This is a genomic window from Shewanella electrica (genome assembly GCF_022321485.1).
Classification (GTDB): domain Bacteria; phylum Pseudomonadota; class Gammaproteobacteria; order Enterobacterales; family Shewanellaceae; genus Shewanella; species Shewanella electrica.
Genome location: NZ_JAKOGG010000001.1, coordinates 227,815 through 249,273, shown reverse-complemented (window position 1 = coordinate 249,273; position 21,459 = coordinate 227,815). Strand labels below are relative to the sequence as shown.

18 protein-coding genes are annotated in these 21,459 nt (G+C 49.4%); 9 read left to right on the top strand and 9 right to left on the bottom strand.

Annotated elements, in window-relative coordinates; genetic code table 11:
* Window positions 1-31: 31 nt before the first annotated feature.
* The 3 genes from L9G74_RS01065 to dnaK all read right to left on the bottom strand — a co-directional run bounded on the left by L9G74_RS01065 (window position 32) and on the right by dnaK (window position 6,462).
* Window positions 32-2,686, bottom strand: coding sequence for a TonB-dependent receptor plug domain-containing protein (locus L9G74_RS01065; RefSeq protein ID WP_238894406.1), 2,655 nt, complete (start codon window positions 2,684-2,686; stop codon window positions 32-34).
* A 623-nt stretch (window positions 2,687-3,309) separates the two neighbouring features.
* Window positions 3,310-4,449 (bottom strand): molecular chaperone DnaJ, encoded by a 1,140-nt coding sequence (dnaJ, locus tag L9G74_RS01060; RefSeq protein ID WP_238894405.1) that lies wholly within the window; start codon window positions 4,447-4,449, stop codon window positions 3,310-3,312.
* Between the two features lie 93 nt (window positions 4,450-4,542).
* A complete protein-coding gene (gene dnaK / locus L9G74_RS01055) occupies window positions 4,543-6,462 on the bottom strand; it encodes a molecular chaperone DnaK (protein ID WP_238894402.1) in 1,920 nt (639 codons plus the stop codon).
* A gap of 276 nt (window positions 6,463-6,738) precedes the next feature.
* Between dnaK and L9G74_RS01050 the strand changes: the two genes are divergently transcribed.
* Both L9G74_RS01050 and ybaK read left to right on the top strand, forming a co-directional pair.
* A complete protein-coding gene (locus L9G74_RS01050) occupies window positions 6,739-7,647 on the top strand; it encodes a DMT family transporter (protein ID WP_238894400.1) in 909 nt (302 codons plus the stop codon).
* 16 nt (window positions 7,648-7,663) lie between these two features.
* Complete coding sequence (ybaK, locus tag L9G74_RS01045; protein ID WP_238894398.1) at window positions 7,664-8,143, top strand: Cys-tRNA(Pro) deacylase; 480 nt, start codon at window positions 7,664-7,666, stop codon at window positions 8,141-8,143.
* 69 nt (window positions 8,144-8,212) lie between these two features.
* Here ybaK and L9G74_RS01040 read toward each other — a convergent pair whose 3' ends face one another.
* From L9G74_RS01040 to L9G74_RS01015, 6 genes are all read right to left on the bottom strand, one after another.
* On the bottom strand, window positions 8,213-9,472 hold the full coding sequence (locus L9G74_RS01040; protein WP_238894396.1) for a glutamate-5-semialdehyde dehydrogenase: 1,260 nt from the start codon (window positions 9,470-9,472) through the stop codon (window positions 8,213-8,215).
* Window positions 9,469-10,590: a glutamate 5-kinase gene (gene proB, locus L9G74_RS01035; RefSeq protein ID WP_238894394.1), complete on the bottom strand. Its 1,122-nt coding sequence runs from the start codon at window positions 10,588-10,590 to the stop codon at window positions 9,469-9,471. Before proB ends, L9G74_RS01040 begins: the two co-directional genes overlap by 4 nt.
* 170 nt (window positions 10,591-10,760) lie before the next feature.
* Complete coding sequence (locus L9G74_RS01030) at window positions 10,761-12,050, bottom strand: NCS2 family permease (protein ID WP_238894392.1); 1,290 nt, start codon at window positions 12,048-12,050, stop codon at window positions 10,761-10,763.
* 1,000 nt (window positions 12,051-13,050) lie between these two features.
* Window positions 13,051-14,148, bottom strand: coding sequence for a hypothetical protein (locus L9G74_RS01025; RefSeq protein WP_238894391.1), 1,098 nt, complete (start codon window positions 14,146-14,148; stop codon window positions 13,051-13,053).
* A gap of 266 nt (window positions 14,149-14,414) precedes the next feature.
* Entirely contained in the window at window positions 14,415-15,527 is a 1,113-nt protein-coding gene (locus tag L9G74_RS01020) for a PilT/PilU family type 4a pilus ATPase (protein ID WP_238894389.1), read from the bottom strand.
* Window positions 15,528-15,538: 11 nt separating this feature from the next.
* Window positions 15,539-16,576, bottom strand: coding sequence for a type IV pilus twitching motility protein PilT (locus tag L9G74_RS01015; RefSeq protein ID WP_238894387.1), 1,038 nt, complete (start codon window positions 16,574-16,576; stop codon window positions 15,539-15,541).
* A gap of 34 nt (window positions 16,577-16,610) precedes the next feature.
* Between L9G74_RS01015 and L9G74_RS01010 the strand changes: the two genes are divergently transcribed.
* The 7 genes from L9G74_RS01010 to hemW all read left to right on the top strand — a co-directional run bounded on the left by L9G74_RS01010 (window position 16,611) and on the right by hemW (window position 21,361).
* Complete coding sequence (locus L9G74_RS01010; protein ID WP_238894385.1) at window positions 16,611-17,315, top strand: YggS family pyridoxal phosphate-dependent enzyme; 705 nt, start codon at window positions 16,611-16,613, stop codon at window positions 17,313-17,315.
* Between the two features lie 82 nt (window positions 17,316-17,397).
* Window positions 17,398-18,216, top strand: a complete 819-nt coding sequence (gene proC, locus L9G74_RS01005) for a pyrroline-5-carboxylate reductase (protein ID WP_238894383.1) — start codon at window positions 17,398-17,400, stop codon at window positions 18,214-18,216.
* 22 nt (window positions 18,217-18,238) lie between these two features.
* Window positions 18,239-18,790, top strand: a complete 552-nt coding sequence (locus L9G74_RS01000; protein ID WP_238894381.1) for a YggT family protein — start codon at window positions 18,239-18,241, stop codon at window positions 18,788-18,790.
* A complete protein-coding gene (yggU, locus tag L9G74_RS00995; protein ID WP_238894380.1) occupies window positions 18,790-19,083 on the top strand; it encodes a DUF167 family protein YggU in 294 nt (97 codons plus the stop codon). Before L9G74_RS01000 ends, yggU begins: the two co-directional genes overlap by 1 nt.
* 59 nt (window positions 19,084-19,142) lie before the next feature.
* Window positions 19,143-19,577: a DUF4426 domain-containing protein gene (locus tag L9G74_RS00990; protein WP_238894378.1), complete on the top strand. Its 435-nt coding sequence runs from the start codon at window positions 19,143-19,145 to the stop codon at window positions 19,575-19,577.
* 48 nt (window positions 19,578-19,625) lie between these two features.
* Window positions 19,626-20,228, top strand: coding sequence for an RdgB/HAM1 family non-canonical purine NTP pyrophosphatase (gene rdgB, locus L9G74_RS00985; protein ID WP_238894376.1), 603 nt, complete (start codon window positions 19,626-19,628; stop codon window positions 20,226-20,228).
* Window positions 20,228-21,361 carry a radical SAM family heme chaperone HemW gene (gene hemW, locus L9G74_RS00980; protein ID WP_238894706.1) on the top strand — a complete coding sequence of 378 codons (1,134 nt, stop codon included), beginning with the start codon at window positions 20,228-20,230 and terminating at the stop codon, window positions 21,359-21,361. The genes rdgB and hemW overlap by 1 nt, the downstream gene beginning before the upstream one ends.
* Window positions 21,362-21,459 lie beyond the last annotated feature (98 nt).

Here is a 21,459-nt window from a genome sequence, read left to right as displayed (position 1 = left end):
CTGAATGGCCTTTGGGGTCGAGTCGGATTTGTTAGAAATCCATCGAGATGCGGGTGAAGTAGTAACCACCGTTCCAATCCACCACCGAATCGTCGCGGTAGATACGGCCTTGGCCAGTTTCGAACAGCCCTTTATCTGGATAGGTATCAAAGATGTTGCGAGCGCCGACAGTTAACTTGATCACCTCGGTGATTTGATAGGACGCTTCAAGGTCAATCAGCATCTCATCACCAAATTTCTGCTTATCCAACACCTCAGCATCTTCACCGTCAGAGTTCTGATACGAACCGTAGTAGTTAGCACGCGCGGTCACGGTAAAGTCACCAATGTTGTGATTAACCGTAAACACACCACGCCATTTTGGCTTAGAGTTTTCAAAGTCGAAGGCATCTTCATTATTAAACGCGCCAGTTTTATCGTCTGTGATCTCTTGCTTGTTGTAGTTGGCAGATAAAGTGAATGAGGTATAACCCATGGCGTTATCAAAACCATAGTTGGTCACAAAATCCATGCCGGTGGTGCGCGTATCAAACATGTTTTGGAAGTAGAACACGCCACCGATAGATTCGGCGCCCGATACTCCAGCGTTAGATAACGCCAGATAGTTATCATAGCCAGAAGCCCCAGGCGTGGCACTGACATCCATAGTGGAGATCGCGTACATGCGGTCTTTCAAATCGATGCGATAGAAGTCCAGCGTTACGCCCAAACCGCTGTCAAAGTCAGCCGTAAAACCTAAGGTGTAGTTGGTGGATTTTTCTGGTTTGAGCGGATCGGCACCCAACGCGCCAGCAATAGGACCGCCAGCAGGGAACAACCCAGTAGCTACCGGCATACCGCCAGTAATACGAGTGGATACGTTGGTAGTACCTTGTTGGCCCGGTGTTGGCGCACGGAAGCCCGTACCGTATGAAGCTCGCACACCAAAATGATCGGTCAGACGATAGTTACCGGCAATCTTACCTACCAATTCTGAGCCAAAGTCAGAGTAATCTTCCCAACGGAAAGCGGTTTGCAAGAACAGCTTTTCGGTAACATCAGCACTGAAATCCACATAAGCAGCGTAAGAATCACGTGAGTATTTGCCACTGTACATCGGTGAATAACCAGGGAAACCGTTAGACCCCACGCCCAGCACTTGGTAAACCGGATCATCTGGATCAGCACAGTTCAGCGTTGAGCCATTACCAATCACCCCTAAACCTGCGGCGGTAGCACTGCCATCGGCATTACAGAAGCCCCAAGGATCAACAGCGGAATAAGGACCAGCTTCATAAGAGGCTTCGTCGCCACCTTCCAACTCATAGGATTCATCCATGTAGCTGGCACCAAAGGCAAACAGTAGCGGGCTAGCAAACGCCCCCACGTTGAAGTCTAAAGTAAAGTCGGCTTGTACTTGTTTCTCCTTGTTGATCAACGCCCCAGGGTGGAACAGCGTTGGCGTGGCATCTCCCATCGATGGGTTGATGGTATTTGCCATGGTGTACTCGATTTTGTCTGAACCATAGCGGCCGCTGATATCGTAGCTCAGGCCATTTTGCAGCATGCCTCTGGCACCAATCACGCCAGAGTAGTCAGTGATGTCACCAGAGAACTGCGGCGTAAAACCACCGGGGAAAATCTCCATCGCGTTCCATGTTGAACCATCCTCTAAGCGGATATTCTCAATGGTGCCGTTGCCCGGATAACGGTAGTAGAACAAGCCGCTGGCGGATTTGTCGGTGTAGCTACCAAAGGAATACAACTCCAGCGTATTGCTGACGGTGTAACCGGCGTTATAGAAAATCGCGGTCGAGTCTGAACTTGGTTGACCCCAAGGTTGCACATATTTCTTGCTGGTCATCGATGCCGATTGCCAGTTTTGCGCATAGTCGTCGTAGCTACCAAAGCCTTCAGCAGGATAAGTGCTTGGATCGGTCACGCAGAAGTAATCTTCACAATATTGTTGTGCACGTACGGTAGGATCGGAATCAGTATATTCAGCAGAAATACTGAAAAAACCTTTGTCACCCAATGCAAAACCTTTGTTGGCACTGAGGGTGAAAGCTTCGCCATCGCCTTCGTAGAATTGACCCCAGTCAGCAGTGAATGAACCGCCTTCGCTGTTATCTTTCAGCTGGAAGTTGATCACCCCAGCAATCGCATCGGAACCATACTGGGCTGCGGCACCATCACGCAGCACTTCCACAGTTTTTAATGCTGAAGATGGAATAGTTGAGATATCTGGCCCTTGGCTACCTGAACCACCAATTTGCACCAATGCGGCGCGGTGGCGGCGTTTGCCATTAACTAACACCAAGGTTTTATCGGTATCCATGCCACGCAAGGTCGCAGGACGGATAAAGGTGGCGCCGTCGGACAGCGGTTCACGCGTCACAGAAAACGATGGCACCAAGGTTTTCAAAATATCGTTGGTATCGGAGAAGCTGACTGACTTGAGTTCGTCATCAGCAATCACATCCACTGGTACTGGCGAATCTTTCACGGAACGTGCAGCACCGCGAGAACCAGTCACCACCATCTTCTCAATCTTACCTGCCGCCGCAGCGGCCACCGCCGCCTCTAGCGCATCGTCCTCTTCTTCGGCATGCGCTTGACCAATAAAAGCGATGGAAGCATATGACAACGCAATAGCATATGGCAGCGCTTTTTTGATTGAACGACTGAGCAACTTCTGTTTGATCATACCAACCCCTTCCATTTTATTTTTTGAAATGCTTATGACCGCCATCGCTGGCACTAACTAACCGCAAATTGATCCCGAAAGTACGTTGCCTGAGTTGTATGGCTGCAGTTTGCAGCGGTGATTTAGCGCAATCTTGCCGCCGCTGCCGTCATACAAAATTCATGTAACGGTAAAAATGGATTTCAAATAGCGTGCCCAAATTGCAAACAAAGAAACATTTCAGCAACATTAGAAACGAAATTACAGCGATAAAATGATCAGTGCAGAGTGATGTAAGCCAATAAATTCGGGAGGTGCAGCGTGTCGCCGCTGAGGCATTTCTATTCAGTGAATTAGCAGATACGCAAGGAGATAAATCATCGCGCCAATCACAACAGCACGAGGTAAAAAAGCAACCACATGGTTAAAATCGCACCAAAAAAACGCGACTCGCACCATAATGAAACAACATAAAAATAGGGATTGCACTGATGATTGTTAGCTACAGATGCAGTTGGAACAGTACATTATGCAAAACAACGGCAAGCACAGTAATGGATAGCCAAAAGCAGAGAGATGTTATAACGGATAAAATTTGGCCGTAAAAAAGCCCGCAACGCGGGCTTTCATAATGAAGAGACAAGTTAGCTTTTCAGGTCTTGGAAGAACTTCTTCACTCCGTCAAACCAGCCTTCTGCTTTCGGGCTATGTTTGCGAGCTTCACCACTGAGCGTGGCTTCAAATTCCTGCAACAACGCTTTCTGCTTATCCGACAAGTTGACTGGTGTTTCCAGTACAACTTTACATAACAAGTCGCCAATCGCACTGCTGCGAACAGATTTCACCCCTTTACCGCGCAGACGGAACATGCGGCCGGTTTGGGTTTCAGCAGGGATCTTCAGATTAACTTTGCCATCGAGCGTTGGTACTTCAATCTCACCGCCCAGCGCAGCCTTAGCAAAGGAGATTGGCACTTCACAGTACAAGTTGTTACCGTCACGCACGAAGATTGGGTGTTCACGTACGGTTACCTGTACATACAAGTCACCGGCTGGTGCACCAAACTCGCCCGCTTCGCCCTCGCCTGCCAAACGGATGCGGTCGCCGGTATCTACACCAGCAGGGATTTTAACGTTAAGGGTTTTGCTTTTCTCTACGCGACCATCGCCATGACATTTGTTGCATGGATCTTTGATGATCTTGCCGCGACCATGACAGGTTGGACAGGTCTGTTGTACCGCGAAGAAGCCTTGGCGCATCTGCACTTGACCAGCACCATGACAGGTGCCACAAGTGGTTGCTGACGTGCCTTTTTTGGCACCCGAGCCGCTACACACATCACAGGTTGCCAGTGTCGGAATACGCAATTCACGGCTCACACCACGAACCGCTTCTTCTAACGACAACTCTAGGTTGTAGCGCAAGTCTGAACCGCGCGCAGCCTGACGTTGACCGCCACCGCGACGACCACCACCGAAAATATCCCCAAATACATCGCCGAAGATGTCGCTGAAGTCAGCACTACCACCACCGAAGCCGCCACCGCCCATGCCGCCTTGTTCAAAGGCTGCATGACCGTACTGGTCGTAAGCGGCTTTCTTCTGATCATCGGTCAGAATCTCATACGCTTCTTTAACTTCTTTAAATTTGGCTTCAGCTTCTTTGTCGCCTGGGTTGCGATCCGGGTGAAATTTCATCGCCAGACGTTTGTACGCCTTTTTGATATCCCGTTCGCTAGCGTCGCGGCCGACGCCTAATACTTCGTAATAATCTCGCTTTGACATAATCTCTACGTTTTCTCAACTGGTGCAAGTACGAACGGGCGTTAGGGTTTCCCCGTAACGCCCGCCTGTAGTTAACCGGGGATAAACGCCCGATTATTTTTTGTCATCTTTAACTTCTTCAAACTCAGCATCAACGACATCATCGGCAGCGGCGTTAGCACTTTGTTTGCCGGCATCAGCGCCGCCTTGTGCTTGCTGTGCGTTAGCTTGTGCAATTTCAGCCAGCTTTTGCGAAGCTTGGATCAGCTCTTGAGTTGCGGTTTCGATAGCGTCTTTGTCGCTACCACGAGTCGCTTCTTCCACTTTGCTGATGGCCGCTTCAATCTTAGCTTTTTCATCGCTTGGCAACGCTTCGCCAACTTCTTCAACTTGTTTCTTAGTGGCGTGTACCAAACCATCAGCTTGGTTACGTGCAGTCACTAATTCTTCAAATTTCTTGTCGTCTTCTGCGTGCGCTTCGGCATCACGTACCATTTGTGCCACTTCTTCGTCTGACAGACCAGAAGAAGCTTTAATGGTGATCGCTTGTTTCTTACCAGTTTTCTTATCGGTAGCAGAAACATTCAGAATACCGTCAGCGTCCAAGTCGAAGGTTACTTCAATCTGTGGCATGCCGCGTGGTGCTGGCTCAATGCCTTCTAAGTTGAATTGACCCAGTGATTTGTTGGCGCTAGCTTGCTTACGTTCACCTTGCAGTACGTGAATAGTCACGGCGCTTTGGTTGTCGTCAGCAGTTGAGAACACTTGGTTCGCTTTAGTAGGAATCGTAGTGTTTTTCTCAATCAGCTTGGTCATTACGCTGCCCATGGTTTCGATACCCAGAGACAGTGGCGTAACGTCCAGCAGCAGTACGTCTTTCACGTCACCCGCCAGTACACCACCTTGGATAGCAGCACCAACAGCAACCGCTTCGTCAGGGTTCACGTCTTTACGTGGCTCTTTACCGAAGAACTCAGTCACTGCCTGTTGTACTTTAGGCATACGAGTTTGACCCCCCACCAGAATCACTTCGTTAATGTCTGAAACAGACAGGTCTGCGTCAGCCAAAGCAACTTTCAGTGGTTCCAAAGAACGTTGGATCAAGTCTTCAACCAAAGATTCTAGTTTCGCACGTGTGATTTTCACTACCAAGTGTTTAGGACCTGTTGCATCAGCAGTGATGTAAGGCAGGTTCACTTCAGTTTGGCTAGCGCTAGACAGTTCAATCTTCGCTTTTTCAGCCGCTTCTTTCAGACGTTGCATTGCCAGTGGGTCTTTACGCAGATCCAGACCTTGCTCTTTCTTGAATTCGTCAGCCAGATAGTTGATTACACGGTTATCGAAGTCTTCACCACCTAAGTGAGTATCACCGTTGGTTGCCAATACTTCGAAAGTTTGGTCGCCATCAGCGCTATCAATTTCGATGATAGAGATATCGAAAGTACCACCACCCAAGTCGTAAACAGCGACTACGTTATCGCCTTGTTTTTTGTCGATACCGTAAGCCAATGCTGCTGCAGTTGGTTCGTTGATGATACGTTTAACTTCCAAGCCAGCAATACGACCAGCGTCTTTGGTAGCTTGACGTTGTGAATCGTTGAAGTATGCAGGTACGGTGATTACTGCTTCGGTGACTTTCTCACCCAAGTAATCTTCTGCAGTTTTCTTCATTTTTTTCAGCACTTCAGCAGAAACTTGCGGCGGTGCCATTTTTTTACCGCGGCTTTCTACCCAAGCGTCACCATTGTCAGCTTTAACGATGCTGAATGGCATGATGTCCACGTCACGTTGAACTTCGTCATCAGTAAAACGACGACCGATCAAACGTTTGATTGCAAAGAAGGTGTTTTGTGGGTTGGTTACAGCCTGACGTTTTGCAGGTTGACCTACCAGGGTTTCATCTTCTGTATATGCAATGATAGAAGGTGTGGTGCGATCGCCCTCAGCATTTTCCAGCACTCTGGGTTTGTCACCGTCCAGTACGGCCACACAAGAGTTGGTTGTGCCCAAGTCGATACCAATAATTCTGCCCATGAGGTCCTCCGAAAATTTTTCGCACTTAAATTTGTTATCTGTTAGTGGATATAGGGTCAAATAGGCTGATTTCAAGCGCTATTTTTAACTCCCGTATCGCGTCTTAACCCCTTTATGGGGGCGCGATTTGGCTTTACAAGGGCGAATTTAAAAAAATTACGCTTTATTGGGTCTTTTTTGATCTTTTTCGATAAAGCACCGCTAGAATAAGCCAAATCACTAGCGTAAACGCGACTAACACTGGGATGTTGTAGCGTTTTATATGAGTAGCATTCATTGAAAACATCTTATTGGGCCATCGCTTACGGCCTTGGTGCGGTATTACTCTGGTCCACGGTTGCTACCGCCTTCAAAATCGCCTTGGGCTTTTTTAGTCCGCTGCAATTGGTGTGGGTCGCCACCATTGCCTCATCGGTAGTACTGCTGCTGATTCTGGTACTGCAAGGCAAGCTAACCCTGATCAGCAAACAGTTTCGGCAAACGCCGCTGCTGTATTTGCAAACCGGGTTGCTTAATCCGTTTCTCTATTATTTGGTGTTGTTCAAAGCCTACGATCTGCTGCCGGCGCAGCAAGCGTTGTCGCTCAACTACACTTGGGCAATCCTATTGCCGCTATTGGCGGTACCGATGCTGCGCCAAAAACTGCGGCGCACCGATCTACTGGCAGCAATACTGGCATACTCGGGTGTGGTCATCATCGCTACTGGCGGCAATATCGCCGGGCTGCAGTTTGATAATCCCTTAGGTATTGCGTTGGGGCTGACCAGCACGTTGCTGTGGTGTCTGTACTGGATTATTAATACCCGCGACAAGGGCGACCCCGTAGTTAGCCTGTTGCTGAGTTTTCTGGTAGCGCTGCCGTTAATCACCCTCACCTTGGTGCTAACACAGCCGCTGCCACAGTTCAGCACTAAGGCGCTAATGGCTGGCGCTTATGTCGGGCTATTTGAAATGGGCTTCACCTTTGTGCTGTGGTTGATGGCGCTAAAAACCGCCGAGCGCACCGCGACTGTGAGCAATTTAGTGTTTTTATCACCCGTTCTATCGATGTGCTTTATTGCCGCCATTTTAGGTGAGACTATTGAACGCGCGACGATTTACGGTCTGAGCTGCATTCTGCTCGCGCTATTGCTGCAACAACTATTGCCGTATATGAACAAGCGCCGCGTGCGACGAGCGTTATAAATTAGGAGATAGAAGTTTGACTCCAGCCATTGATTTAGCCACCAAGAAGAAAGTGGCTTTTACGGTGCATGAATATCACCATGATAAAAACGCGCCCTCTTACGGCGAGGAAGCCGCCAGTGCATTGGGATTAGATCCCAACCGCGTGTTTAAAACCTTGCTGGTCAGTGTGGATGAAAAGTCCAATCCGTTGGCTGTGGCGTTAGTGCCGGTCAACCATCACCTCAGCTTGAAAGCCGTCGCCAAAGCGCTGAAGCAGAAAAAGTTAGTGATGGCTAATCCGCAACTAGCGCAGAAATCATCGGGCTATTTGGTGGGCGGCATTAGTCCACTGGGGCAGAAAAAGCAGCTTCCGACCGTCATTGACAGCAGCGCCAAAGACTTTGATAACATCTACGTGAGTGCTGGCCGTCGTGGACTGGAGATCTGTTTAAGTGCTGAGGACTTAGCCGCGTTATGTCGTGGCACGTTTGCTGATGTAAAAGCGGAAGATTAACGGCTACAACATTCATAAAAAAGCGCGCTAACAATGACTGTGAGCGCGCTTTTTTGTATTTGGGAGCCGTTAACTTCTGGCGGTGTAATCACCCACGCCCAGCCACTTATAGGTGGTTAACGCCTCCAGCCCCATCGGGCCACGAGCGTGCAGTTTTTGCGTGCTCACGGCAACTTCGGCACCAAGGCCAAATTGACCGCCATCGGTAAAACGGGTGCTGGCATTGAGATACACCGCCGCTGAGTTCACTTCATTCATAAAGTGGGTGGCCGCTGCAATATCGTCAGTTAAAATCGCTTCGGAGTGACCACTAGAGAACTGGCGAATATGGTCAATGGCGTGGTCGATATCGCCGACCACTTTAATGCCGATAGTCAGGCTCAACCACTCAGTAGCAAAGCTGGTATCGTCGGCCACCGCCACATCAAAGCCACTAAGCAGACCACGAGTAATCTCGCAGCCGACCAGCTTCACACCTTTATCCGACAGTGCTTGCGCCAACAGCGGTAGATACTGCGCCGCCACTTGCTCGTGCACCAACACGGTATCCAGCGCATTACACACAGTTGGCCGTTGCACTTTGGCATTGATGATCACATCAGTGGAACGCGCTAAATCTGCCGCTTTATCGACATACAGATGGCAAATGCCGATACCACCAAGGATCACCGGAATGGTGGCTTGCTCAGCGCATAAACGCTGCAACTTATCGCCACCACGCGGCACAATCATATCAACGTATTGGTCGAGTTTGAGTAAGCCGGTAACTAAAGCGCGGTCTGGGTTATCAATCAACTGCACCGCGTCTTCAGGCAAACCACAACTTGCCACCGCTGCGCGAATCACTTTTGCCAACGCCCGGTTTGAGTTAAGGGTTTCTTTGCCGCCACGCAAAATTACCGCGTTGCCGGTTTTCAGTGCTAACACGGCAATATCGACCGTCACATTCGGGCGCGCTTCATAAATCACGCCGATAACCCCTAGCGGCACGCTACGGCGACATAAACGCATGCCGTTATCCAGCAAACGCGAATCAAATTCGCGGCCGATGGGGTCAGCCAGTGCAATCACATTATCAATATCAGCGATGACGCCCGCTAAGCGGGTTTTATCCAGCAACAAACGGTCAATCATCGCTTGGTTCAAGCCCGCCGCTTTAGCGGCCTCAACATCTTGCTGGTTGGCGGCGACAATCTCGTCTGCTGCCGCGGTTAACTGCGCCGCAATCGTGCTAAGCAGCGTCGCCTTTTGTGGCGCTGATAAGTTGGCCAGCGCAAAACTCGCTTGCTTGGCTTGTTGACCTAAAATTTGCAAATACTGTTCATTCATAACACCACCATGTCGTTACGATGTACCACTGCATCACCGTAGTCATAACCTAAAATCGCTTCAATTTCGCTGGAGTGCTTACCCGCAATCAAACGCAGCGATTTGGCGCTATAACGGCAGATGCCCTTAGCAAAACGATGCCCTTGTTGGTCATGCAGGTCAACCGTCATACCGCGATCAAAACTGCCTTCCACCGCGACAATCCCTTTAGAGAGCAGGCTGCGGCCTTTTTCAGACACTGCGCGCACCGCGCCTTCATCCAGCACAATTTTCCCTTTGGCTTTCGGGCCAGCCAAAATCCATTGTTTGCGGCTTTCTAGCGGGTTTTCAATCGCGCTGAAGTGGGTGCCCACGCTTTCATGCGCCATCAGTTTTAAAATCACATCGGGGTGGTGCCCGGAGGCAATCATCACCTCAATACCAGCGCGGCGGGCGATATCGGCCGCTTCCAACTTGGTCGCCATGCCGCCAGTGCCTAAGCCAGAAACCGAACCACCAGCAATTTCACGCAGATGGTCGTCAATGCCGGTGACTTCGGCAATCAATTTCGCCTCAGGGTTAGTACGCGGGTCAGCATCGTATAGCCCTTTTTGATCGGTCAGTAGCAGCAATGCATCGGCGTCGCATAACAGAGCAATACGAGCGGATAAGTTATCATTATCACCCACTTTGATTTCACTGGTGGCGACAGCATCGTTCTCATTGATGATGGGAATAATGTTCTGCGCTAACAGCGCGTGCAGCGTATCGCGCGCGTTGAGGTAACGTTTGCGGTCTTGCAGATCGGCGCGCGTCAGTAGCAGTTGTCCTACATGTAAACCATAGATACTGAACAGTTGTGACCAAGCCAAAATCAGTTGGCTTTGACCAACCGCAGCAAGCAGCTGTTTATTGGGCATGGTGTCAGGCAGTTGCGGATATAACAGGTGCTCTCGTCCGGCCGCAATAGCGCCAGAGGTGCACAGCACCACTTCAACACCATCACGCATCAGTGCTGCCATCTGCCGAGACAGCTCCACCATATGCGCTTTATCTAATTTTTTACTGCCCGAGGTAAGCACGCTCGTGCCCAGTTTTACCACCACTCGGCGATAACGGGTTTTGCTGGATATATCCATTTACATCAACACAACGCTGAAAATGACACAGGAAAGTCTTCCCTTATACCCAATAGCAACCAATATTCCTAGTTGGATTGTCTGTAAATCAATAAAATTCGCTTATAGATTGAAAATCTGCCATAAAAAAAGGCCATCACTTAGGATGACCTTTCTAAACGGCAGTTTTGTTACAGAAACAATACTTTACCTAAGAACAGCAAAGCGATAACAGTAATACCGATATTCAAATCTTTATAGCGACCACACAACACTTTGATGATGGCATAAGAGATAAAGCCCAGAGCGATACCGTTAGCAATTGAGTAAGTAAATGGCATGACCAAGGCAGCGACCACCATAGGTGCGGCTTCGGTTAAGTCATCCCACTCAACATGTAACAGGCTCGACATCATCAGAATGGCAACATAGAACAATGTACCGGCAGTCGCATATGGTTGCACCATGCCCGCCAGTGGCGAGATAAACAGTGCCGCAAGGAACAACAAACCCACGACAACCGCAGTCAACCCCGTACGACCACCAGCACTGACACCAGCGGTACTTTCAATATAACTGGTCGTGGTTGAGGTACCCAATGCCGCACCAGCCATGGTTGCAATTGAGTCTGCAGTCAGCGCGCGTTTCAGACGTGGTAAACGACCATCTTGCTCCAATAACCCGGCACGATGCGCTACCGCAACTAAGGTGCCAGAGGTATCAAACAGGTCGACAAACAGGAAGGCGAACACGATGGAGATCATGCTGATATCCAGTACGCCACTCAAATCCATTGCCATAAAGGTTGGCGCTAGCGAAGGCGGCGCTGAAAACACACCTTGGAACTCCACCCCACCGAATATCACGCCCAGCACGGTAATGGTTAGAATACTCATGATAACCGCAGCTTTATAACCGCGTTGTACAAAAGCAATAATCAGGAAGAACCCCAGCGCTGACATCGCCACAGGGAAAGCTTTCAGCTCGCCCATACCCACCAGAGTTGCCGAGTTATCGACCACAATACCAGCACTACGCAAGGCAATCAGCGCGAGGAACAAGCCGATACCAGCGGCAATGCCCATCCGCAAGGACATTGGAATGGAGTTCACGATCCATTCGCGGATTTTCACCAACGACAGGATCATAAAACAGCAACCTGATAGGAACACCGCACCCAGTGCCGTTTCCCAGCTATATCCCATGTCGCCCACCACACTGAAGGTGAAGAAGGCGTTTAAACCCATCCCTGGGGCCAACGCGATTGGGTAGTTGGCCAGCAGTCCCATCACGAAACAGCCCACAGCCGCAGCAATACAGGTCGCAGCAAATACCGCACCTTTGTCCATCCCCGCTTTAGCTAAAATATCTGGGTTAACAAAAATGATGTATGCCATCGTTAAGAAGGTAGTGAAACCAGCCAACACTTCCTGCTTGAGGGTCGTTTGATGCTCTGAGAGCTTAAACAGTTTTTCCAACATGGAACGAGGTTCCTTGATATAAGTTTAATGTAGGGTTTTATATGTAACAGTTAGTTAACACAGCTATTTTGCAGCGGCCGATTATAAATGCCCTTATCTATCAGATTCCAGCAATATTGCCGTAGTGCCGGACAAGGATCACGCAATTGGCACTTAGCGCGAGCTAACTAATTGATAAATTTCTGACAAAAAAAAACCTGCTCAATGAGCAGGTGAAGAGATGTAACAAAACGCCCATAACATGGGATTTAATAACCATTTGCACAAACAGATTCTGATGGGTTGGTGTCCATCTAAATCTTTTAAGCAACTACTTAAAGAAGCAGTTACAGGTGAAAGCTGTGATCCGGAGTGAAATCAACAACCAACACAAGCGGAGATAACAGATTACTGGCGCTGGAATTTCGTATCACATAGCACCGACCAAAGTAACCATGTGTTGGGGAGAAATTCCGACAGTACATCGAGGTTGGGGATTCTCATCAGTACCATCAAACTCCAGTAACGACTGACCACATCTCATGTCTTGCGTCACCGTTGGTATTAATAATACACGCGTGAAATATTATTACAATATCAAATGCTATTTTTTTTAAAATAGCCCTATTTATTGAAAGTTAATTACATGCGAACGACTTTTAAAACCGTCACATTTACGATAATAATCATTTATTTTCATATGGTTAAGCAAATTAGCGTGTTAAAGCAACGCTGCTGTGTCGTGTAGGTTTCAGATCATTGACTATCGAAAAATCAGTAACATAGCGCATCGTTTAGCGAGGATACTTGCAATCGAGTAGGAGGCGGGCTCACTTCACCTTGCCGGGTGTGTAGAGGACTTTCACCTCCAAGTCACCAATTTGACTATCACAGTCAAACCAGTTGCGCTTAAGCGCAACGCGCCATGCTCGGCGCACGAAAAAGGCATGAAAGCTGACGCTCTCATGCCTTTTCGTTAGTACAGCTCAGTATGGCTAACTACGCCATGCGTGAACGATTACTAGAAATACAAACCGATATTAATGTTCAAGCGTGAATGCCAACCGTTGTCGCCATCGTCAATACCGATACCTGGGCCATTAGCAAACCACATATTTTTGCCAGCAATCCAATCGACGTAGGTATAGAACTTACCCGCAGTAAGCATACAGCCAGTGACGTTTTGGATGGAGTCATCTAAACCCTCACCCGATGCGGCCGTCATCGAGAAGTCGTTATAGCAGTTGATGCTAGACACCGGCCCCCAGTCAACATCCATGCTGTGTGACACGTTAGCCGTATAAACATCGGCCTTAGCCGCAATTTCGAATGGGTAAGAGAATGCCGACATTGCCATACGTTCGTCTGGCATATCGTAGTCATAATGGATGTACTGCAATTGGCCTTGCCAGTTATTCCAATCGACTTGGTAATGCACCGCAGCGGCGTAACCATCAGTGTCCTTACCCGCGACAGCATCATCGCTGGCGACATAATCGAACTGACTAAATTGGAACGATGCTCCCAGCTTATGCTGTACATCACCGGTGTCGATCAGCCGTTCAATACGGGCATTATACTGCCCTGCTTCTTCATAAGGACGCGCACTTGTGTAGGCGACGTCAAATGAGTAGCGGTCGTAACGGCTGCCATCGCCATATTCGTCATTGGCAAAATAGGCGATGTCGTAACGCCAGCCGTTAGCTTCGTGTTGCAGGTGAATCCCCGCATCGTAATCATCTTCGAAGCCGAGATAATAAGTAGAACCAAACCAGAAGGAGTGCGATGCCACATCCAATAAACCGAAAGGCACTAAAGTGATGCCGAGTTTTACCGTGGTTTCATCGGAGAACTTATAACCTGCCCACGCATGGTGTACCACTTCTTGATCTTGGTACCAGCGGTACTGCGCCGAGGCTAACAGTTTGTCATCTTTATAATTTACATCGACACGAAACAGCTCAAATTCAAACTTATCATTGTCATCATAGTCTTTCCAACCATAGTTCAGACGCACCGCACCACCAATGTCGAGCTGGTCGGTAACAGGTACAGCCAAAGATGAAAAAGAACACATAAGAGAAAGAGATACGATACCAACACGGGTACTAAGCTTCATTGTTTACTCCCCTAGTCTGATAAGTCACAAAACAATACATAGTATGAATAGAAATGAGATATTTTCCTTGTTGTTGAAAAATAAAAGCGGTGTTGCCACCGCCAGAGAAGGTGCAAATCAGTCACATGCGCTCACCATAAAGGCCGTTAGTTAGCCTTTAAATGCTCAGGGCTGTTCGCCATAAATGTGGAGTTTCAGCAGTTATGATTGAAACACCGCGGCTGAGCCTATATGCCCGAGCCTGCGGCGATCTGTGTACACTTTCCCTAATCCATATCCAGCGTAATACCGTCCATCGATCCCGATGAACCAGCATTGCCGCTTTCCAATTTTATCATCAAACGCAAATCATTTGGAGAATCAGCATGATGCAATGCATCGGCGTAGCTGATTTCGCCCTCTTTATAGAGTTGGAACAGCGCTTGATCAAAGGTACGCATACCCTGCTCACCAGACTTTGCCATCACCTCTTTGAGTTGATGTAGCTCATGGCGTTGAATCACACTGGCAACACGCGGCGTGTTGATCAAAATCTCGATGGCGGCACGACGACCATTGCCATCAGCCCGTGGCACCAGCTGTTGCGCCACAATGCCGCGCAGGTTGAGCGACAAGTCAAACAGCAACTGGGCGTGTTTGCTCTCGGGTACTAAGTGCATAATGCGATCGAGCGCTTGGTTGGCGTTGTTGGCGTGCAACGTGGCTAAACACAGGTGCCCGGTTTCCGCAAACGACAGCGCAAACTCCATGGTTTCCTGACTGCGGATCTCACCGATTAGAATCACATCCGGCGCTTGGCGCAGTGAGCTTTTTAACGCCGCATCAAATGATTCGGTATCAATGCCCACTTCACGCTGGGTGATAATGCACTTGTTATGTTGGTGGACAAATTCCACCGGATCTTCAATGGTGAGAATGTGCCCTTTGGTATTGGCATTACGGTAACCAATCATCGCTGCCAACGAAGTCGATTTACCGGTACCGGTCGCCCCGACCATGATCACCAACCCGCGCTTGGACATGACTAAGTCTTTCAACACTGGCGGTAGGTTGAGGTCTTCCATTGTCGGGATCTTGGTCTCGATACGACGCAGCACACAACCTGCGGCTTCGCGTTGCCAGAAAGCACTGACACGGAAACGCCCTAGCCCTTTGGAGCCGATAGCAAAGTTACACTCTTTGGTTTCATGAAACTCCTGCTTATTCGCAGGCGTCATCAGCGATTCAACAAACTCCAACGCTTGCGCTGGGGTAAAAGCGTTTTCCGCCAAGGGACGTAACGAGCCATCAACTTTCGCGCTGGGCGGAAACCCTGCGGTGATAAACAGATCTGACGCCTTACGTTCAACCATCGCCTCTAAAAAAGGTCTGACGTCCATCAACTGACTCCTTAGAAATTCACTTGCTTGTTCGAGCTTTTCGACAAGGCATCTTCGCGGGTAATCACACCGCGACTAACCAACTGTTGCAGGCTTTGCTCTAGGGTTTGCATACCATGCGCCATACCGGTTTGAATGGCAGAATACATCTGCGCCACTTTATCTTCACGGATCAGGTTACGGATAGCAGGTGTACCAAGCATGATTTCGTGCGCCGCCACACGGCCACCGCCAATTTTCTTGATCAAGGTTTGTGAGATTACCGCCTGTAGCGACTCAGATAACATGGTACGCACCATGTCTTTTTCACCAGCGGGGAACACGTCAACCACACGGTCGATGGTCTTAGCCGCCGAGGTGGTGTGCAGCGTACCAAATACTAAGTGACCGGTTTCTGCCGCAGTTAGCGCCAAACGGATGGTTTCCAAGTCACGCATTTCGCCCACCAGAATGACGTCAGGGTCTTCACGCAACGCACTACGCAGTGCCGCTTCAAAGCTCCAAGTATGGCGGTGGACTTCACGTTGGTTGATCAAACATTGCTTGTTTTGATGGACGAATTCGATAGGGTCTTCAATGGTCAGAATATGGTCGTGGCGATTGTCGTTCACATAGTCAATCATGCCGGCCAAGGTGGTACTTTTACCCGAACCCGTCGGTCCAGTCACCAGCACCAAACCACGTGGGTAAGAGGCAATTTTTTTGAAAATCTCTGGGGCGCCGAGCTGCTCAAGTGACAGAATCTCAGTAGGAATGGTACGGAATACCGCCGCACTACCACGCGATTGGTTAAAGGCGTTAACCCTGAAACGCGCCAAATTGGGCACTTCAAAGGAGAAGTCGATCTCTAGGTGCTCCTCGTAATCCTTACGTTGTTTATCATTCATGATATCGTAAACGAGGCGGTGCACATCCTGATGTTGCAATGCTGGCACGTTGAGCTTTCTCACCTCACCGTCGACACGTATCATAGGGGGAACACCCGCTGAAAGGTGTAGATCTGACGCTTTGTGCTTTACACTAAAAGCCAATAATTCAGTGATTTCCATAACTTGGTATATCCGTTAAACCAAAGATAACAACATGACAACAATAGCAGACAGACTGTCACTCGCCCAGCAGCGGATCGCCGCCGCAGCGACAAAATCCGCCAGAACTGCTGATGAGATCCAGCTTCTGGCCGTGAGCAAGACTAAGCCTGTATCAGATATTTTAGCTGCTTATTCAGCTGGACAACGCCGCTTTGGTGAAAACTATGTGCAGGAAGGCCAAGAAAAGGTCGTCGCCTTGGCGAAACAATGTCCGGATATTGAATGGCATTTCATTGGCCCGCTGCAATCGAACAAGAGCCGTATCGTGGCGGAGCATTTTGATTGGTTACACACGGTTGATCGCAGCAAGATAGCTGAGCGCCTGAACGCGCAACGCCCCACCGATTTGGCCCAGCTCAATGTCTGCATTCAGCTCAACATCAGTGGCGAAGCGAGTAAATCCGGCATTGTCGATGAAGCCAGCATGTTGGCATTAGCTAAGCAGATTACTGGCCTACCACAATTAAAACTGCGCGGTTTAATGACCATACCCAGCCATGAAGATGAGCAGCAGTTACGCCACGAGTTTGGCCGTATGCAGCAACTCTACCGCACGCTACAGCAGCATTATCCCGCGGTCGATACGTTATCAATGGGCATGAGCCAAGACTTAGAACTGGCGGTGGAATATGGCTCGACCATGGTGCGCATCGGCAGCGCCATATTTGGTGCGCGCGATTACAGCAATAAGGCATAGAGCCTTGTTTTTCAGCTTACGCGCCCAAATACTATAACTACGCCACTTAGGTGGCAGGTACTTATCAATAAAAGAGGAACGCATGACTTCTAATAAAATCTGTTTTATCGGCGCCGGCAATATGAGCCGCAGTATCATCAGTGGTTTAGTGACCAGTGGCTATCCAGCCGACTGCATTGAAGCCACCAATCCCAGCACACCTAAGCTGGATGCGCTCAAAGCAGATTTTGCCATCAACACCAGCAGCGATAATGCCGCTGCGGCGGCTCGTGCAGATGTGATTATTCTGTCGGTGAAACCGCAACTGATGCAGCAAGTGTGTGAAGCTCTTGCCTCACTCGACCTATCACACAAGTTAATCATCACTATCGCCGCCGGTATTCCTGCCGCCCGTTACCAAGACTACTTTGGTCAAGCGATTCAACTGATCCGCGTCATGCCCAATACCCCAATGCAGTTGGGTGCCGGTATGTCAGGGCTATACGCACCAGCCAATATCTCTGACGAGCAAAAAGCCATTGCCGAAGCGATTGTTAAAACCGGTGGTGACGCCGTGTGGGTTGATGATGAAGACGGCCTAAATCTGGTTATCGCCCTTGCAGGCAGTTCACCAGCTTATTTCTTCCTGTTCGTTGAAGGCATGATTAATGCGGGCATCTCCATGGGGATGGAAGCAGATAAAGCGCGTACCTTGGCACAACAAGCGGCGCTGGGTGCTGCACGTATGTTGATAGAAAACCCCGAATTAACCGCCGAGCAATTACGCCAAAATGTCACCTCTAAAGGCGGTACGACTCACGAAGCAGTAGAGACCTTTAAGCGCGGTGATCTGCATGGTTTAACCGCTAAGGCTATGGCAAACTGTATTGCTCGCGCACAAGAGATGGCGAAACAATTTTAACCTCGAAGAGAGCTAATTCGTTATGAATGACCCATTCGTTTTTTTGATCAGTACCCTGTTCGATTTATATCTGATGGTGGTAATACTGCGTATTTGGCTACAGTTGGCCCGTGCAGATTTTTATAACCCATTTAGCCAATTTATCGTCAAAGCCACTCACCCCATCGTTAAACCGCTGCGTCGAGTGTTGCCTCCCATCGGTAATTTGGATACTGCATCGGTAGTGTTAGCCTTGGCGGTGGTGGTACTTAAAATCGTGCTGATCACGCTGATTGCTGGCGGCCAATTCGATATTGTTGCCGTGTTGCTATTTAGCATTGTCTCCGTGATTAAACAGGCCGGTGTATTACTGTTTTATCTGTTGATTGTACGCGCCATCCTCAGTTGGGTTAGCCAAGGCCGTAACCCATTTGAGTTGGTATTGATCCAATTAACCGAACCATTCTTAACCCCAATTCGCCGTATTATTCCGCCAATGGGTGGGTTGGATCTGTCGGTACTGGTGTTGTTTATTCTGTTGAACTTTATCAACTTGTTGTTGGCGCAGCACGTGCCGTACTGGGCTGTGGCTTAATGGCGACACCCGCCGTCACCATGGAGCAGCAATATTTGCTGCTCCATCTTTATATACAGCCCAAAGCCAGCCGCGACCAATGGTGCGGTTTACACGGCGATGAGCTAAAACTGGCGATCACCGCCCCGCCGGTGGATGGCAAAGCCAACCAACATATCATTAAGCTACTCGCCAAAGCCTTCAAAGTGCCTAAAGGCAGTGTGGAAATACAAAAAGGCGAGTTGGGCCGCCACAAACAGATCCGCATTACCAACCCGCAACAACTGCCTGAGGCAATTAGCGCGTTACTTTGATGGGAATTCATCGCGTTGCTGCGTATAATTTGCCTGAGTTAACGACATTCAGAGACATCATGATCCGTTCGTGTATCACCTTGCTACTGATGTGCAGTGTGTGGGCATTTGCCGCCCATGCCGAACAAAAGCTGCATGTAGACCACTACGACATTCACTACATGGCACTGCCAAGTACCTTTATTGCGCCCACCGTCGCGCAAACGTATGGTATCCAGCGCAGCCGCTATTTAGCGTTAGTGAATATTGTGGTGATAGATACCGACGCAACATCACCCAGCTATGTTCCGGTAGAAATTAACGGCATAGCCACCAATCTGCTAGAAGCCAGATTCAAACTGAAATTCAGAGAGATCCGCGAAGGACATACCATCTACTATTTGGCACAACTGCCCTATCGCGAAAGTGAAGAGATCAACTTTGACCTGTCGATAAAATCCCAAGGCAAGCTCAACACCAAACTGAATTTCACCCAGCAATTTTTTAACGATTAATCGCCCCGCTGCCCATCAGCGCAGCGTTAGCCTATTTGAGATAACACCATGCAAAAATTTGTGCTTGCCAGCGGCAACAAAGGCAAACTAAATGAGTTTGCCGAAATGTTCAGTGAATTCCATATCGAAGTCCTGCCACAGAGCGATTTTGCCGTGAGCGAAGTGGCCGAAACTGGCACCACCTTTGTGGAAAACGCCATCATCAAAGCGCGCCATGCGGCAGAAGCAACTGGCCTGCCAGCGATTGCCGATGACTCTGGCTTAGAAGTGGACGCGCTGCAAGGCGCACCGGGCATTTACTCCGCCCGCTACAGCGGCGAAAACGCTACCGCTGAAGGTAACTACCAAAAACTGCTGACCGCACTTAAAGATACAGCGGCACCACGCACAGCGCGTTTCCAATGTGTGTTGGTCTATATGCGTCACGCAAAAGACCCAACGCCAATCATCGCGCAAGCCGCATGGGAAGGTAGCATCGGCGATGCACCGCAAGGTGCTGAAGGCCATGGTTATGACCCAATCTTTATCCCTGAAGGTATGCAACAGACAGCTGCCGAAATCAGCAGCGAACAAAAGAACGCGCTGAGCCATCGTGGCAAAGCATTAGCGCTGTTATTGGACGCCTTTAAAGCGCAGGGGATAATTGCTTGATCAGCCAACTGCCGCCATTAAGCTTATACATTCACATTCCGTGGTGTGTGCGTAAGTGCCCTTATTGCGACTTTAACAGCCATGCGCAACATGGCGAGTTACCGCAACAGCAGTATGTTGATGAGCTGCTCAAAGATCTCGATGCTGACTTGCATTGGGTACAGCAACGGCCGCTGCACAGCATTTTTATCGGCGGCGGCACACCGTCGCTGTTCGATGCGGCGCAAATTAAACGCCTGCTTGATGGTGTAGCCCAACGCATTCCATTTGAAGCCGATATTGAAATCACTATGGAAGCCAACCCAGGCACCATCGAGCATGATGACTTTGCCGCTTACCGCGATGCCGGTGTTACCCGCGTATCAATGGGGGTGCAAAGCTTTGCGCCCGATAAGCTGACCATTCTTGGCCGAATCCATGGTGGCGATGAAGCCAAGCTGGCCGCGCAAACGGTCAAGCAAGCGCAGTTCAATAGCTTTAATATCGACTTGATGCACGGCCTGCCAGATCAATCTCTTGAGCAAGCGTTGGCTGATATTGAGACTGCTGCAGCGCTCAATCCGCCGCACCTGTCGTGGTATCAACTCACCATTGAACCCAACACCCTATTTCATAGTCGCCCGCCTGCGCTGCCAGATGATGAAGCGTTGTGGGGTATCTATGAGCAAGGGCAGCAGCGTTTAGCGGCGCTCGGCTATCGTCAGTATGAGATTTCTGCCTACGCTAAACCCGGCTATGAATGCCGCCATAACCTTAACTATTGGGAATTTGGCGACTATCTCGGTATCGGCTGTGGTGCCCACGGCAAAATCACTCAGTTGGCCGAGCAGAAGATTGTGCGTAGCGTCAAAGTGAAGCATCCCAAAGGTTACTTAGCTGGTGAGCATCTGTACCAGCTCGATGAAGTCGCCGATGAAGACCGCCCGCTGGAATATCTGATGAACCGCTTGCGCTTGATGACGCCGATTGCCCGCAGTGACTTTGAGGCCCGTACTGGTGTATCTGCCACCTTGCTTGATGACGGCATGCAGCAAGGAGCCAAGCAGGGATTAGTGATTGTGACCGATAGCCACTGGGAACTGACGCCCAAGGGCCATATGTTTGTGAACGAGCTATTGTCCTATTTTTGCTAAACGCCCATAAAAAATGCCCCAGTGATACTGGGGCATAACCATAAATCAGGATGTTGGTTTAAATGCTGCACCGTTCAGTCGAACGTTCAGCAAAGGAT

Excerpts from the sequence above, each read along its gene's own strand:
- rdgB (WP_238894376.1), top strand. The coding sequence starts at position 19,626 with ATGCAAAAATTTGTGCTTGCCAGCGGCAACAAAGGCAAACTAAATGAG.
- L9G74_RS01010 (WP_238894385.1), top strand. The coding sequence starts at position 16,611 with ATGACAACAATAGCAGACAGACTGTCACTCGCCCAGCAGCGGATCGCC.
- yggU (WP_238894380.1), top strand. The coding sequence starts at position 18,790 with ATGGCGACACCCGCCGTCACCATGGAGCAGCAATATTTGCTGCTCCAT.
- dnaK (WP_238894402.1), bottom strand. The coding sequence starts at position 6,462 with ATGGGCAGAATTATTGGTATCGACTTGGGCACAACCAACTCTTGTGTG.
- dnaJ (WP_238894405.1), bottom strand. The coding sequence starts at position 4,449 with ATGTCAAAGCGAGATTATTACGAAGTATTAGGCGTCGGCCGCGACGCT.
- L9G74_RS00990 (WP_238894378.1), top strand. The coding sequence starts at position 19,143 with ATGATCCGTTCGTGTATCACCTTGCTACTGATGTGCAGTGTGTGGGCA.
- L9G74_RS01020 (WP_238894389.1), bottom strand. The coding sequence starts at position 15,527 with ATGGACGTCAGACCTTTTTTAGAGGCGATGGTTGAACGTAAGGCGTCA.
- L9G74_RS01030 (WP_238894392.1), bottom strand. The coding sequence starts at position 12,050 with ATGTTGGAAAAACTGTTTAAGCTCTCAGAGCATCAAACGACCCTCAAG.
- L9G74_RS01065 (WP_238894406.1), bottom strand. The coding sequence starts at position 2,686 with ATGATCAAACAGAAGTTGCTCAGTCGTTCAATCAAAAAAGCGCTGCCA.
- L9G74_RS01025 (WP_238894391.1), bottom strand. The coding sequence starts at position 14,148 with ATGAAGCTTAGTACCCGTGTTGGTATCGTATCTCTTTCTCTTATGTGT.
- proB (WP_238894394.1), bottom strand. The coding sequence starts at position 10,590 with ATGGATATATCCAGCAAAACCCGTTATCGCCGAGTGGTGGTAAAACTG.
- L9G74_RS01000 (WP_238894381.1), top strand. The coding sequence starts at position 18,239 with ATGAATGACCCATTCGTTTTTTTGATCAGTACCCTGTTCGATTTATAT.
- L9G74_RS01015 (WP_238894387.1), bottom strand. The coding sequence starts at position 16,576 with ATGGAAATCACTGAATTATTGGCTTTTAGTGTAAAGCACAAAGCGTCA.
- proC (WP_238894383.1), top strand. The coding sequence starts at position 17,398 with ATGACTTCTAATAAAATCTGTTTTATCGGCGCCGGCAATATGAGCCGC.
- L9G74_RS01040 (WP_238894396.1), bottom strand. The coding sequence starts at position 9,472 with ATGAATGAACAGTATTTGCAAATTTTAGGTCAACAAGCCAAGCAAGCG.